The sequence below is a fragment of the Streptomyces sp. NPDC059828 genome, from assembly GCF_042731955.1.
Taxonomy (GTDB): Bacteria; Actinomycetota; Actinomycetes; order Streptomycetales; family Streptomycetaceae; genus Streptomyces.
This window is the reverse complement of record NZ_JBHWIW010000001.1, coordinates 56,769-70,020: the sequence shown is the minus strand read 5'-3', so window position 1 is coordinate 70,020 and position 13,252 is coordinate 56,769. Positions and strand designations below refer to the sequence as shown.

Here is a 13,252-nt window from a genome sequence, read left to right as displayed (position 1 = left end):
GCCGCTGCGGCGGGGTGCCCAGAGGCTCAGACGGTCAGTGGCGTGTGACCGGCCGGTACGGCCTCTTCGGGCGCGGTCGGCCCGGGCGGTGTGCCCGTGCCGAAAGGACGCCCACCCAGTGCCGCACGGTCGTGTGACCCGAGCCAGTCGGACAGGTCAGGACCCGCCGGCACGATCCCCGTCGGGTTGATGTCCCGGTGCACCAGGTAGTAGTGCCGCTTGATGTGGTCGAAGTCCACCGTGTCGCCGAAACCAGGGGTCTGGAACAGGTCCCGCGCGTACGCCCACAGCACCGGCATCTCCGACAGCTTCTGCCGGTTGCACTTGAAGTGGCCGTGGTACACGGCATCGAAGCGCACCAGTGTGGTGAACAGCCGTACATCCGCCTCGGTGATCGTGTCCCCGACGAGGTAGCGGGAGCGTTCGAGCCGCTGGGACAGCCAGTCGAGCCGGTCGAACAGCTGCCGGTAGGCGTCCGCGTAGGACTTCTGCGATCCGGCGAAGCCCGCCCGGTAGACGCCGTTGTTCACGTCCTTGTAGACCACCTCGTTCACCGCGTCGATCTCCGGACGCGACGCGGGCGGGTAGAGCGCCGGCGCTCCCTCGCGGTGGTAGGGCTCCCACTCCGCCGACATGTCGATCGTGATCTGAGGAAAGTCGTTCGTCACCACCCGGCCCGTCGGTACGTCGACGATCGCGGGCACGGTGATGCCCCGCTCGTACCCGGGCTCGCGGGCGAAGTACGCCTCCTGAAGCCGTTCGATACCGAGCACCGGGTCACGCCCGCCCGGATCGAGGTCGAACGTCCAGCTGCGCTCGTCGTGCGTGGGGCCGGCGATCGCCATGGGCAGCGCCCGCTCGAGCCCGAGCAGCCGCCGCACGATCACCGCCCGGCTCGCCCACGGACAGGCACGGCTGACCACCAGGCGGTACCGGCCCGGCTCCACCGGGAATCCGTCACGTCCATCGGCGGTGATCCGGGTGGTGATGTACCTGCTGTCGCGTGAGTACGCTCCACCGGGTTTCACATAGGTCACATAGGAGCCCTACCCCGTGGGCGGCGTGGCAAAAATGCCGGTGAGGGATCCAGGGGGTTCGACCACCCCGTGAGGAGGAACGCCCCGCCACCGCCCCTGCGCGCGTCTCAGTGTGCCCGGTCATGCTTCGGGGTGCCGGCGCGGGCGTCCCGGGCGCGCGGCCACCACTCGAAGACGGCGTAGGCGAGCACCGCGAGAGCCGCCCCGCAGAGGGTGAGGCCGATCCTCGTGGCCGCGAGTTCCCAGTCTCCCGTTCCGTGTTGCATGCCGAAGAACAGGGCCACCATGGTCAGACACAGCGTCCACCAGCCGTAGCGGGCGGGCCCCACCAACTGCATGGCGAAGACGGCGACCGCGGCGCTGGCCACCAGCAGCAGGTCCGGCAGCGCGGGGGTGAGCAGCACCGCGGCAAGGACGCCGCCGCCGAGTGTGCCCAGCACGCGGGCACGGACACGGGCGTGGAACGCCGAGGGCTCCGGCTTCGCCACCCGCAGCGCGGACGTGGTCAGCCACACCGCGTGGGGCGACGGGATGAACCAGGCCGTCGCCGTGCCCACCGCGCCGATGACCGCCAGCAGCCCCGCGTACGGAACACCCTCGCGCCGCAGTCGTACGGCCCGCCGGGGTGCCGGGCCGGTGGGCGTACCGGTCGCCGCGATGACGGCGGTCTGCCACAACGTGCCCATCGCGAACGCCGCCGCGTACTCCCACCACGGCACCCCCTGCGCCAGGTTCACACCGGCGAGCAGGAAGGACAGGGCCGCCATGGCCGCGATCATCCTCAGGGGGCCTCCTCCCGTCTCGAACATCCCCTGGAGCCCCGCGAGCACCGTGGCACCCGCGACGAGCCCCAGCGGCTCGTCGGCCGCGGCCGCTCCGGCGGCTGCCGCCACGCTCAGATACGCGCAACCCCAGAGCATCACCGAGCCACGCGGGCGCTCGCGCAGCGCGCAGAACGCCGCCAGAAGCAGATAGGCACCGAAGGAGCAGGCGGCGCCCCACGTCATCCGGCCGGTACCCAGACCGAGGGCCAGTGGGGTCATGACGGCGACGGCACGGGCGAGAGCCGTCAGCCGTGTACTCGAAACCGGCACGCCCACTCCTCGTCAGGTGCCTGCGCCTGTCTGCGCCGTGGATCCGGACTGGTCCATGGTCGCGGGCACCGCGCGGTGGCAGGGGGGCGCCGCGCCGTCGTCTGCCGGTCCGCCGTCGCCGCGGCCTCGCGGCTCAGTTGCGACGCAGCACCCGGTTGGCCGAGGTGGCGGCGACGGTGGCCAGGAGCCAGCCCGCGCAGATGAGGAGGAAGGCGAGCCACTGGTACGGGCCGTCCGCCGCGTAGAAACGGTCCTGTCCCAGGTCGGTGAGGGGGATGAGCAGGTCGAGGGTGTACAGCGGCGCGTTGAACGCCGGGTACGGTCCGTCGCCGACCGGCTCCGGGTGGTGCGTCGAGAACACACCGGCCCCCAGGGCCAGCAGCAGAAGGAGCAGCCACACGGCGCGCCTGGGCAGATACCCGTAGCCGATCACCAGGTCCTGGAGCAGTCCCCAGAGCCGCTGCGGTGCGGGCCGGGTGGCGCGCAGCCGCCGGTGCTTGGCGAGCAGCACGGTCCGGGCGTCGGCGTCGCGACCGATGCGCTGGTAGTGGACGGCGAGCTGCTCGTACGGCTGGGGTATGAAGCCGGCGGGATCCCTCGTGAGCCAGGAGAGGCGATCGTCGGAAGAAACCCGGCCGGGCAGCGCGTCGTACTGGAGGCCGTCCAGCACGAGCGTGCGGGGCCAGGTGGAGCCGTCGTCGCGCAGGACGCCGAACGTGGCAAAGCTCAGATCGACGCAACCGGTCGGCGCCTCGCGCAGCAAGAGCGACAGTTCCGGGGCGGTGACACGCCGCAGTATCAGGGCGTCGCCGTCGACGGGAGCGGAGATCTCCGCCCCGGCGAAGGAGATCCGGCTCGCCACGGCAGCGCTGCTGAGCCAGACGGTTCCCCGTGCGGTGATGTCCTGGCACACGATCCGTGCCCCCACCACCAGGTTGCGTGCCCGGAGCGCTATGCCGTCGTGTCCGGTGAGCTCGGCGCCCTCCAGCAGCAGCGAACCGCCGATCCTGGCCCCGGAGAACTCCAGTGCGCCCACCGCGACGAAACCGCGGCGCGCATGGAGGTCTCCTCCGACCTGGATGCGGAACGCCCTGATCGCCGGGCCGTCATGATGGGTCAGCCGCGCGCCGTCCAGGTTGACCGTGCCCCGGATCTGGGTGTCGCGCAGGTCCATGCAGCCGGTCACCCGCACACCTTCGCCGCCCTGGAGGTTGCCGTCCACGGTCGCGCACACCAGTCCTAGCGCGGTCTGGCCGCGGCCGGTGCCTCGGCCCGTCAGGGTCGCCTCCTCGATATGGACCGAGCCGCCGATGGACGCGCGGTAGAGGTTGATCGGTCCCTCGTTGACGAAGCCCCGGTCGAGGTGGAGGCTGCCCCCGACGACGAGTTCGGGTGCGCGCAGGCGAGCCTCCGGGCCGACCAGCTGCGCCGCGCGGAAGCCCAGGTACTCCTGGATGTTCGCACTGCCCAGGTCCACGGCGCCGCCGCAGTGCAGCCCGCCGGCGGACATGCCCTGCTCCACGCTCAGCGACTGGGCGTCGAGCGCCGGACGCCCCGGCAGGGCCTCCAGCCGGGACCCGTCGAGGCTCAGCCACGCGCCGACGGTGAAAGAGCGCAGATCGAGTGTGCCGGTCACCCGGCAGTCGACGAACTTCGCCTCCCGAACGGTCGCCGCGCCGGTGGCCGCCAGACCGGGCAGGTCACAGCCGACGAGCTCGAGGGCGTCCAAGCGCGCCCCGCGCAGGTCCAGCGCGCTGTCGAAGGTGCACTGACGCAGCCGGACAGGCACGCTGATGCCGACATCGGCCAGGTCGAGCTCGCCGGTGATCCTGGCACCCCGCAGATGAAGCCTCGCCGTCTGGCCGGCCTCCGGCGCAGGGGCGGTCAGCAGCAGTGAACGTAACGCCGCGGCCCCGACCGCAGTGGCGTCGCACCACTCACCACGGCGGTACTGCCACCACATGTGCCGCTCGTCCGCTGTCCAGTGGTCCGGTGGGCTGAGGGACGGCGTCACCGATGTGGGTCCTCTCCCGTCCGGCGGTGCTGGTGTGCGGCTGCCGTAATCCGGTGCGGCTCGACAAGCCGTCCCAACAGTCAATCACGTCAGTGAAGTTGACCGGCCTCCGGGCGGCTGTGCGGGCGGGCGAGGTTGGCCGGTCGCAGAATGCGCTGGAGCTCCTCCCTCGTCAGCAGCCCCTTGTCGAGCACGAGCTCCTGGACGCTCCGCCCCGTGACAAGGGCTTCCTGCGCGACGGCGGTGGCCTGCTCGTAGCCGATGTGCGGGTTCAGTGCCGTGGCAAGACCGATGGAGCGGCCGACGAGGTGCGCGAGGTGCTCGCGGTTGGCGGTGATGCCCGAGACACAACGCTCGGCGAGCGACACACACCCCGCCCTCAGATGCGTCAGGCTCTTCAGCAGGCTGTGCGCGATCAGCGGCTCGAAGGCGTTGAGCTGGAGCTGACCGGCCTCGGCGGCCATGGTCACCGCCATGTCGTTGCCGATGACCTCGAAGGCGATCTGGTTGACCACTTCGGGAATGACGGGGTTCACCTTGCCCGGCATGATGCTGGAACCCGCCTGCACCGGCGGCAGGTTGATCTCGGCGAATCCGGCACGGGGTCCGGACGACAGCAGCCGGAGGTCGTTGCAGGTCTTGGACAGCTTGACGGCGATCCGCTTCAGCACACCCGACAGCTGGACGAACGCCCCCGCGTCCTGGGTCGCTTCGACGAGGTCGGCGGCGACGGTCAGCGGGAGTCCGGTGAGGTCCCGGGCATGACGGCAGGCCAGCTCCGCGTACCGGGGATGGGCGTTGAGTCCGGTGCCGATGGCGGTGCCGCCGAGGCTGATCTCATGGATCAGCGCCCGTGCCTCGGTGAGGCGCTGGCGGTCCTCGTCGAGCATGACCGCGTAGGCGGCGAACTCCTGGCCCAGGGTCATGGGAACCGCGTCCTGGAGCTGGGTACGGCCCATCTTGAGGACATCCGCGAACTCCTCCGCCTTCGCGGCGAACGCGGTGCGAAGCCGCCCCATGGCTTCCAGCAGACGCTGGGCGGCGAAGTCGAGCGCGATCTTCACGGCGGTGGGATACACGTCGTTGGTGCTCTGCCCCGCGTTGACGTGTTCCAGCGGGTGGAGGACCGCGTAGTTCCCCTTCTGCTCCCCGAGGAGTTCGAGCGCGCGGTTGGCGATGACCTCGTTGGCGTTCATGTTGGTCGAGGTGCCCGCGCCGCCCTGGATCACATCGACCACGAACTGGTCGTGGAGTTTCCCGGAGCGGACCTCCTCGCAGGCGGTGGTGATCGCATCCGCCCGGTCGGCCGTCAGCAGTCCCAGATCACGGTTGGCCAGGGCCGCGGCCTGCTTGACGCAGGCGAGCGCGGTGACGAGGTCCGGGTAGCACGAGATCGGGGTGCCCGTGATGGGGAAGTTCTCCACCGCCCGAAGGGTGTGGATGCCGTAGTAGGCGTCGGCGGGGATGTCGCGGTCACCCAGCAGGTCGTGCTCGGTGCGGAACTGGGGGCTGGTGTGCGCGGCCATGGGATGAGGACTCCAGAGAGAGGACGGGGGTGTGGAGGCGGGGGGTGGAGGGCTTGCGGGATCCGCGCCGGACGGCTTCGAAACCACGGCTTAGGCCGGGGCGAACACCCCGGTACGCGGCTCGGCGAGGGCATGCCGCAGCACCCGGTCGCGTTCCGCTCCGTCTGTGCCGGCGAGTAGCGCACTGAGCACGGCGATGCGGGCCTGTCCCGCACGCAGGGTGCCGGTCGGTACGGCCCCGGCGGCGACGAGGTCGACCGCGCCACCCTGGGTGTAGATCTCGGTGACGGGCCCGGACGCCACCCGCGTGGTCAGAGCGACGAGCACGCCCCGGGAGGCGGCGGAGGCGACCGCTTCGACGAACTCGGGAGTGGCATTGCCGGCGCCGGTGGCGACCAGGACGATCCCCTGGGCCCCGGCGTCCAGGGCCGCGTCGAACAGCAGTGCGTCGGCGCCGGCGTGGTGCATCACCATGTCGACGCGGGGCGGGATGCCGGGCATGGCGGGCAGACCGAGCGCGGCCGGGCGCGCGGGGCGCCGTTCGACGGCGACCCGGCCGAAACCCATGGCTCCCAGGGGCGCGCCGGACGGGTCGGCGAAGGCGTCGGCCACCAGTGTCTCCGTCTTCACCGTGCCGCGGGCGGAGTGGACCTTGCCGGCGAAGACGACGAGTACGCCGAGACCGCGCACTGTCGCGGCGGTCAGCAGGGCATCGTGAAGGTTCCCCGGGCCGTCGCCGTCCGCTGCCTCGAGGGGGAGCTGGGCACCGGTGAAGACCACCGGGCGGGCGTCGTCATGGTGGAGGTCGACCAGGAACGCCGACTCCTCGAGCGTGTCGGTGCCGTGTGTGACGACGATGCCGTCCACTCCGGGGTCGGAGAGCACCTCGTGCACGGTGTGCAGCAGTGTGAGCTGGTGGGCCGTGGTGAGACGCGGGCTGTTGACCCGGAACAGGTCGACCACTTCGACGGACACACCGTCGGGCACCGGGGCGGTCGCCATGACCTCGTGTCCCTGGGCGTTCGCGACGAACCCAGGGCCCTGCCGGCGGCTGGCTATCGTCCCTCCGGTGCTGATGACGACGATCCTGCGCACTGTGTGGGCTCCTGTTCTCAGTTCGATTGGTGTTCGCCTGCCGATACAGCGCAATGATAGAAGGCATATCGCGCAAATCGATTGCCATTTTCAGCACGGATGGCGAGAGGTTCTAGTGGATAATTGCGTCATGGATGAGATTGATCGCGCAATCTTGCGTGAGCTTCAGAGTGACGGCCGGCTGAGCAACCAGGAACTGGCGCAGAGGGTCGGCCTGACCCCTTCCCCCTGCATGCGCCGTGTCCGTCAACTGGAACAGGACGGAGTGATCCGGGGTTATCGGGCGATCATCGACCCCGAAGCGGTGGGGCGGAGCTTCGAGGTGCTCGTCTCCATCGAGGTGAAGCGCGACCGTGAGGCGGTCGAGGCGTTCGAGGCGGCGCTCGACGACATCCCCGATGTCATCGAGGCCTACCGGCTGTTCGGCAGCCCCGGCTGTCTTCTGCGCATCGCCGTGGCGGACCTGCGTGCCTATGAGCGCCTGTGGATCGAGAAGCTGACCGCGCTGTCAGGCGTCACCGAGGTCAACTCGCAGATCATCATGAAGCGGATCAAGGAGTCGGCCGGACTGCCGGTGAGCGGTTAGCCCCGGAACGGGCCCGCGGGGGGCAGGGCCTGTGCGAGCGTCCCGCCACCACCTGGGCGCGGCGGGGGCGCCCCCGGGCTCATGCCCGCGCCCACGATCGCAGCAGCGCCGCACGCTCGGACGGTTTCGGCGTGCCCTTCGGACCGTGCTCACGACCCCATGCCTCAGCCGCACGCGGATCCGCGGTTCCGGCCACGAAGCGGGCGAGCAGCTCCTGCGAGAGCGACACCTCTTCGACGCCGTACCCTCCGGCGGCCGCCGCGTACACGGTCAGCTCCTCCGGCCCGTGCTCCGTCTCCAGCCGCAGCGCCATCGCGGGCGGGCCCCCGCCGAGAAACGCGCCGACGGTGGCCGAGACCACCGACCCGATGAGCTTCGCGGCCCGGCCCGACGGCTCCCCCGTGGGCACCTCGGCGACGACCGCGGAACGCAGTCCGTCCCACGCCCACATCCGGGACCGCTCGGTGTCGACGGCCTCGACGCCCTCGGTCGTCAGCCTGACGCAGCCCCCGTCGGCGGCGGGCGGCGAGCCCACGTACATCCCGTCCGGCGTGACCCAGAACAGCCCGACCATCGCCATGACCCAACTCCCACTTCCCGCTGTAAGCCCCACCGCCACCCCTACCGCCCCACGGGAACGCAAGGCCGCAGACGCGCCGCGGAATCGCCGGGGAGGCGGAGTGGGCCAGCGTCGTCGATGCCAGGCGGCCGCCCATGAGATCTTGTGGATGGCTTTGCGGCGATATGATGCCTTACGTGATAGCGCCCGGACCGCTGCGAGGCCGTCGTCTCTCTTACGCTGGCCGCTGGCAAGCCGCTCAGCTGTCACCGCTGGCCCTGACCATCGTCATCGCCGGCTTCGCGTTCGCCACGCCGAGGGAGATCGCCCTCAGCCGCCTGCTGCCCGCCGCACCCGCACTCGCCGCCGCGATGTGGCCGGTGATCCCCACTCTTCTGCTGGGCGCGGGCTGCCTTCTCATCATGATCACTCTCGGCTTCTTCTACGCCGACCTGGGCACCGAGTACACATCGGCCGCCATCGTGGCGGTCACGCTCGCGGCCGCGTACGCGAGCCATGTCCGGCTCCAGCGCGAGGAGGTGCTCTTCCACATCCGGCTTGTCGCCGATGCGGCCCAGAAGGTGCTGCTGCGCCCCGTGCCGCACCGGATCGAGGGCGTCGAGATCGAGTCGCTGTACCTGGCGGCCCAGCAGCAGGCCCGCATCGGCGGTGATTTCTACGAGGCGGCCGACACGCCGTACGGCATCCGGCTGCTCATCGGCGACGTCCGGGGCAAGGGCCTGTCCGCGGTGGGGGCGGCCTCGGCGGTGATCAGTTGCTTCAGAGAGGCCGCGTACGACGAACCCGACGTGACGGGCATCGTCCACCGGCTGGAGACCAGCATCATGCGCTACAGCGCCGCCTTCCCGGGCCAGGACCTTCCCGAGCGTTTCGCCACCGCGATCATCGCCGAGATCTCGCCGGCCCGTAACCATATGAGGCTGCTCAACTGCGGACACCCACCGCCCCTGCTGGTCCACAACAGTGAGGTCCGCGTCCTGGCCCCCACCACCCCGTCGCCGCCGCTCAATCTCGCGGCACTCATCGGCGACCACTATGTCGTCGACACCGCGCCCTTCGCGCCGGGCGACCAGCTGCTGCTCTACACCGACGGGGTGACGGAGGCCCGCGACCGGACGGGTGAGTTCTTCCCACTGACGGACTGGCTGCGGCAGCAGGGTCCGTTGCGGCCCCGTGAGCTGCTCGACCGGCTGCACGGCGATCTGCTGCGGTACGGCGGAGGACGACTCGGTGACGACATCGCGGCCCTCGCGGTGCGATCCCCGGAGGCCGTGGGGGAGCAGGGGCCGCAGGCCCCGGGCCGTGACTGATGCGTGGGATTCCGGTCAGCGCCGGTCAGCGCCAGCCGAAGCGGCGGTCCACCACCGCTGCGAACTCCTCCAGGGTCAGTACCGCGTCCCCGTTCTGGTCGGCGGCGTCGAACAGCGCCGATGACGCGTCGGGGTCACCGAGCCCCCAGAAGGGCAGATCACCCGACGCGGCGAGCTGCGGTCCCTTCGTCCGCAGGGCGGTGATCACCTCTTCGCGGGTCAGGGTGCCGTTCGCATCGAGATCCAGCGCCCCGAACAGCTTTCGGGCCTTGTCGCTCACCACGTCGTCCCCGGTTCCTCTCACCTGAAGGGCGGGCCGACCCACCCGGTCACGGTGACAGACGCCTCCCGGGCCGTCCGGGTTCCATCGGGCACACCCGCCCCGTCGGCGGGGCTCCGGAATGCGGCCACGCGGTAAAGATCGCCTTCCGCATGCATATCCAACGGACCCGGTGGAGCATGAGAGTGATGACCGGATCCGTGCCCCTGATCAGCGAGAGCCCGGAGGACCCCTTCTCCATGGGTCGCGCCGCCTCTGTGGTGCTGGATGAGCAGGGATTGGTGACCGGCTGGAGTGAACGGGCACGCGCACTGCTCGGCTACACCCCTGACGAGGTCTACGGCCGGTCTGCGGCGGAGCTGCTCGTCGACCCGCAGGACCGCGGCCTTGTGAGGGAGGCCACCGCGGTATGCCGCAGGGACAACGGCTGGTTCGGATTCCTGCCGGTGCGGGACCGCCATGGCGTGCGTCAGCACTTCGGCCTGCGCGTCCGACGGCTGACCCGGAGCACCGGTGCGGACGAGTGGTTTCTGGTCGGTGCCCCCGCACAGGAGGTCGCCCAGTGGGAGCTCGACCGGAGGGTGATGGACGGTCTCTTCCGGCAGTCGCCGATCGGTCTGACCATCCACGATCCGTCCCTGGTCATCCTCAGGATCAACCGCGCGATCGCCGGTATCGGCGGGATCACCCCCGATCAGGCACGCGGCCACCGCATCGGCGACTTCCTGGTACGTGAGGACGCGGAGACGATCGAGGCGCGGTTGCGGCAGGTGCTGGAGACCGGGGCCCCGATGATCTTCACCGAGCAGCCCGGCCGGTTGCGGGGCGAGGCGGGGGAGCGGTTCGTCTCGGCCTCCGCGTTCCGGCTGGACGACGCGTCGGGCGGGACGATGGGCGTGGCGCTGCTCGTCGAGGACGTCACCGACCGGCACCGGGCGCGGCGCAGACTGGCGATGCTCAACCGGGCCAGCAAGAAGATCGGCACCACTCTCGATGTGGAGACCACCGCGCAGGAACTGGTGGACGCGGCCGTGCCCGGGCTCGCCGACTGTGTGACCGTCGACCTGCTCCAGGCCGTCGACCTGGGCGAGGAACCGCTGCCCGGGGGAGAGGGGCTCCTGGTTAGGTCGGCGCTGAAGTCGACCGCGCCCTACCCGGAGCGGGTGATGTATCCGGTGGGCACGCTGAGGACGTTCCCGCCCGACGCCCCCCAGGCGAGGTCCCTGCTCACCAGGCGTCCCGTCCTGGTCGCCGAGTTCGACCCCGAGGCACCCGCGTCCGGGCTCGACCCGGAGCAGGCGGCCCACGCCCGGAAGCTGGGTGCCCACTCCCTGATGGTCGTGCCGCTGACCGCCCGCGGTCTGGTCCTCGGGCTGGTGTGCCTGTGGCGCTACGCGGTGGCCGAGCCCTTCGAGGAGGACGACCTCACGCTGGCCGGCGAGTTCGCCGCACTTGCCGCCGTCTCCATCGACAACGCCCGCCGCTACACACAGCAGCACCGTACGGCGCTCGCCCTGCAACGCCGTCTGCTGCCCGGAGAATTCCCGCTGCACCCGGCGGTCGCCGTCGCGCACCGGTATCTCCCGGCCGGCGGAGCGGCCGGGGTCGGAGGGGACTGGTTCGACGTGATTCCCCTCTCCGGTGCCCGGGTGGCGCTCGTCGTCGGGGACGTGGTCGGCCACGGCATCAACGCCGCAGCGACGATGGGGCGCCTGCGCACGGCCGTCCACACCCTGGCCGATCTGGATCTCGAGCCCGACGAGGTCCTCTCCCACCTCGACGACCTGGTCACCCGGCTCGCCGTGGAACACGAAGCCTGGGACCAGGGCGTCGCCAGCGAACAGGTCGTCGGCGCCACGTGTCTCTACGCCGTGTACAACCCGGTCTCGAAGCTCTGCACACTGGCCCGCGCGGGCCACCCGCCTCCGGTGGTGCTCACTCCGGACGGACAGGCGAGCCTGCCCGAACTCCCGGCCGGTCCGCCGCTGGGACTCGGCGGCCTGCCGTTCGAGTCCGTGGACCTGGAGCTGCCGGAGAACAGCACGCTGGCCCTGTACACCAACGGACTGATCGACGGCCCTCGGCATGACGTCGACGACGGGCTCACGAGGCTCTGCGACGCGCTCTCGGGTCCGCCCGGGCCGCTGGACGAGACCTGCCAGACGATCGTCGACTCGCTGCTGCCCGTACGGCCTGCCGACGATGTGGCCCTCCTTCTGGCACGGACCCGGACACTGGACCCGTCCCGGGTCGCCACCTGGGTGCTGCCGGCGGAACCCACCGCACCCGCCAAGGCCCGTGGACTGACGGAGCGGCAGCTCGTCGAGTGGGGGCTGGAGGAGCTGATCTTCACGACCGAGCTGATCGTCAGTGAGCTCGTGACCAACGCCTACCGGTACGCCGGCGATCCCGTGACGTTGCGGCTGATCCATCTCCACCGGCTCATCTGCGAGGTCTCGGACCCCAGTAGCACTTCACCGCACCTGCGCCGCGCCCGCAGCACCGACGAAGGCGGCCGTGGGCTGATGCTCATCGCCCAGCTCACCGCACGCTGGGGCACCCGGCACGCCCGGGAAGGGAAGACGGTGTGGACCGAGCAGGAGCTGCCTTCCCGGACGGGCTCCGGGGCGCTGTTCTGATCGCCGGCCCGCCGACGCGCGCCTGGCCGACCCGTACGGGTGACGGGCGTTCCCCGCGAGAGAGTGAGCTGCTATCTTAGGTAAGCCTAACCTAAGGAGTGTGCATGGCTCTCGCAGATGCTCGCGTGGACGAGCCCACCGCCGCGGAGCGGATCCGTTCGGTCGTGCTCGCGTCCGCTTCCCTGAGTCTGACGACGGACGGCGCCACCTATGAGCTGACGGCCATGCACACCGTGGACGGCAAGGGCCGGTTGCGGCTCCACGCGCCCGCGGACAGCCCTCTCGCCGCCGAGGCCGTATGCGCGCCGCGCGGTGTGTTCGCCGGTCTCGCGCAATTCACGGACATCGCGCCGGTCGCGGTGCGCGACCGGGTCCGGGCCAGGGTCACGCTCTCCGGCTGGCTCACACCCGCCGACATCCAGTCGTCCCCCGACACCCTCGTGCTCCGACTCGACGCGGCCCGCGCCACCATCGACACGGACGCCGGCGCCGAGGCGGTCGGCCTCGACGAGCTGGTGCTTGCGCAGGCCGACCCCCTGGCCGCTCAGGAAGCGGCACTGCTGTGCCACCTCGCCCACGATCACCACGATGTGGTCACCGAGCTCAGCCGTCTCGCCGATCCGCAGGTGCTGCGATGCGCTGTTCGGATCCACCCGCTTGCCTTGGACCGCTACGGACTCACACTGCGCTGCGAGTACCCCCGCGGGCACCAGGACGTCCGCCTCCCCTTCCCCGCTCCGGTGGGCGGCCCGTCCGGGATCTGCGAACAGGTCGAGCTGCTGCTCGCACAGGTTCGCCATGACCGCCGTCATCACACGCACGGGCGCCGTGCCGGGCACCCATGACCGGACCCTCGAACGACCGGCAGCTCCCGCCCGTGGCCGGTGTGCCGTACGACCGGGTCGCCGCGATCATCCGCGCCGCGCCCCGTGCTGCCGCCCTGTACTCGGTGCCGTGTCCCCTTGCCGTACCGCGAACTGCCGGTGAGGGGCGCCGCTCGAACCGCTGACGGGGAGCGGCCCGGCCTCTGCCGGCAGCCGCTCCTGAACGGACCGGCGCGGGGCACGGATCCACGACCGGGCCCCCACCTC

Annotated in this window: 12 protein-coding genes; 5 read left to right on the top strand and 7 right to left on the bottom strand. The window is 70.9% G+C overall.

Translation table 11 applies throughout. The features are described 5' to 3' along the window. Nucleotides 1-26: 26 nt before the first annotated feature. The 5 genes from ACFV6V_RS00210 to ACFV6V_RS00190 all read right to left on the bottom strand — a co-directional run bounded on the left by ACFV6V_RS00210 (nt 27) and on the right by ACFV6V_RS00190 (nt 6,766). Nucleotides 27-1,028 carry a glutathione S-transferase family protein gene (locus tag ACFV6V_RS00210; RefSeq protein WP_385557122.1) on the bottom strand — a complete coding sequence of 334 codons (1,002 nt, stop codon included), beginning with the start codon at nt 1,026-1,028 and terminating at the stop codon, nt 27-29. Between the two features lie 116 nt (nt 1,029-1,144). Continuing rightward, on the bottom strand, nt 1,145-2,131 hold the full coding sequence (locus ACFV6V_RS00205) for an FUSC family protein (protein WP_385556717.1): 987 nt from the start codon (nt 2,129-2,131) through the stop codon (nt 1,145-1,147). A gap of 133 nt (nt 2,132-2,264) precedes the next feature. Beyond that, nucleotides 2,265-4,145, bottom strand: a complete 1,881-nt coding sequence (locus ACFV6V_RS00200; protein ID WP_385556714.1) for a hypothetical protein — start codon at nt 4,143-4,145, stop codon at nt 2,265-2,267. Between the two features lie 89 nt (nt 4,146-4,234). Beyond that, nucleotides 4,235-5,671, bottom strand: a complete 1,437-nt coding sequence (gene aspA / locus ACFV6V_RS00195) for an aspartate ammonia-lyase (protein WP_385556711.1) — start codon at nt 5,669-5,671, stop codon at nt 4,235-4,237. 90 nt (nt 5,672-5,761) lie between these two features. Beyond that, the gene (locus tag ACFV6V_RS00190) at nt 5,762-6,766 is read right to left on the bottom strand and encodes an asparaginase (RefSeq protein ID WP_385556708.1); all 1,005 of its coding nucleotides are present in this window, start codon (nt 6,764-6,766) and stop codon (nt 5,762-5,764) included. Between the two features lie 130 nt (nt 6,767-6,896). Here ACFV6V_RS00190 and ACFV6V_RS00185 point away from each other — a divergent pair, with 130 nt between their 5' ends. Further along, entirely contained in the window at nt 6,897-7,352 is a 456-nt protein-coding gene (locus tag ACFV6V_RS00185) for an Lrp/AsnC family transcriptional regulator (protein WP_361285255.1), read from the top strand. A 79-nt stretch (nt 7,353-7,431) separates the two neighbouring features. On the opposite strand, the gene ACFV6V_RS00180 is transcribed toward ACFV6V_RS00185, so the two are convergent. Then, nucleotides 7,432-7,932 (bottom strand): hypothetical protein, encoded by a 501-nt coding sequence (locus ACFV6V_RS00180; protein WP_385556704.1) that lies wholly within the window; start codon nt 7,930-7,932, stop codon nt 7,432-7,434. 167 nt (nt 7,933-8,099) lie between these two features. Here ACFV6V_RS00180 and ACFV6V_RS00175 point away from each other — a divergent pair, with 167 nt between their 5' ends. Next, nucleotides 8,100-9,242, top strand: a complete 1,143-nt coding sequence (locus ACFV6V_RS00175) for a PP2C family protein-serine/threonine phosphatase (protein ID WP_385556701.1) — start codon at nt 8,100-8,102, stop codon at nt 9,240-9,242. A gap of 25 nt (nt 9,243-9,267) precedes the next feature. Here the strand turns inward: ACFV6V_RS00175 and ACFV6V_RS00170 are convergent, their stop codons facing one another. After that, nucleotides 9,268-9,522, bottom strand: a complete 255-nt coding sequence (locus ACFV6V_RS00170; protein WP_361285511.1) for an EF-hand domain-containing protein — start codon at nt 9,520-9,522, stop codon at nt 9,268-9,270. Between the two features lie 188 nt (nt 9,523-9,710). On the opposite strand from ACFV6V_RS00170, the gene ACFV6V_RS00165 reads away from it, so the two are divergent. From ACFV6V_RS00165 to ACFV6V_RS00155, 3 genes are all read left to right on the top strand, one after another. Further along, the gene (locus tag ACFV6V_RS00165; RefSeq protein ID WP_385556698.1) at nt 9,711-12,161 is read left to right on the top strand and encodes a SpoIIE family protein phosphatase; all 2,451 of its coding nucleotides are present in this window, start codon (nt 9,711-9,713) and stop codon (nt 12,159-12,161) included. 104 nt (nt 12,162-12,265) lie between these two features. Continuing rightward, complete coding sequence (locus ACFV6V_RS00160; RefSeq protein WP_385556695.1) at nt 12,266-13,006, top strand: DUF2470 domain-containing protein; 741 nt, start codon at nt 12,266-12,268, stop codon at nt 13,004-13,006. Further along, entirely contained in the window at nt 13,003-13,170 is a 168-nt protein-coding gene (locus ACFV6V_RS00155) for a hypothetical protein (RefSeq protein WP_385556692.1), read from the top strand. The genes ACFV6V_RS00160 and ACFV6V_RS00155 overlap by 4 nt, the downstream gene beginning before the upstream one ends. Nucleotides 13,171-13,252: the final 82 nt, after the last annotated feature.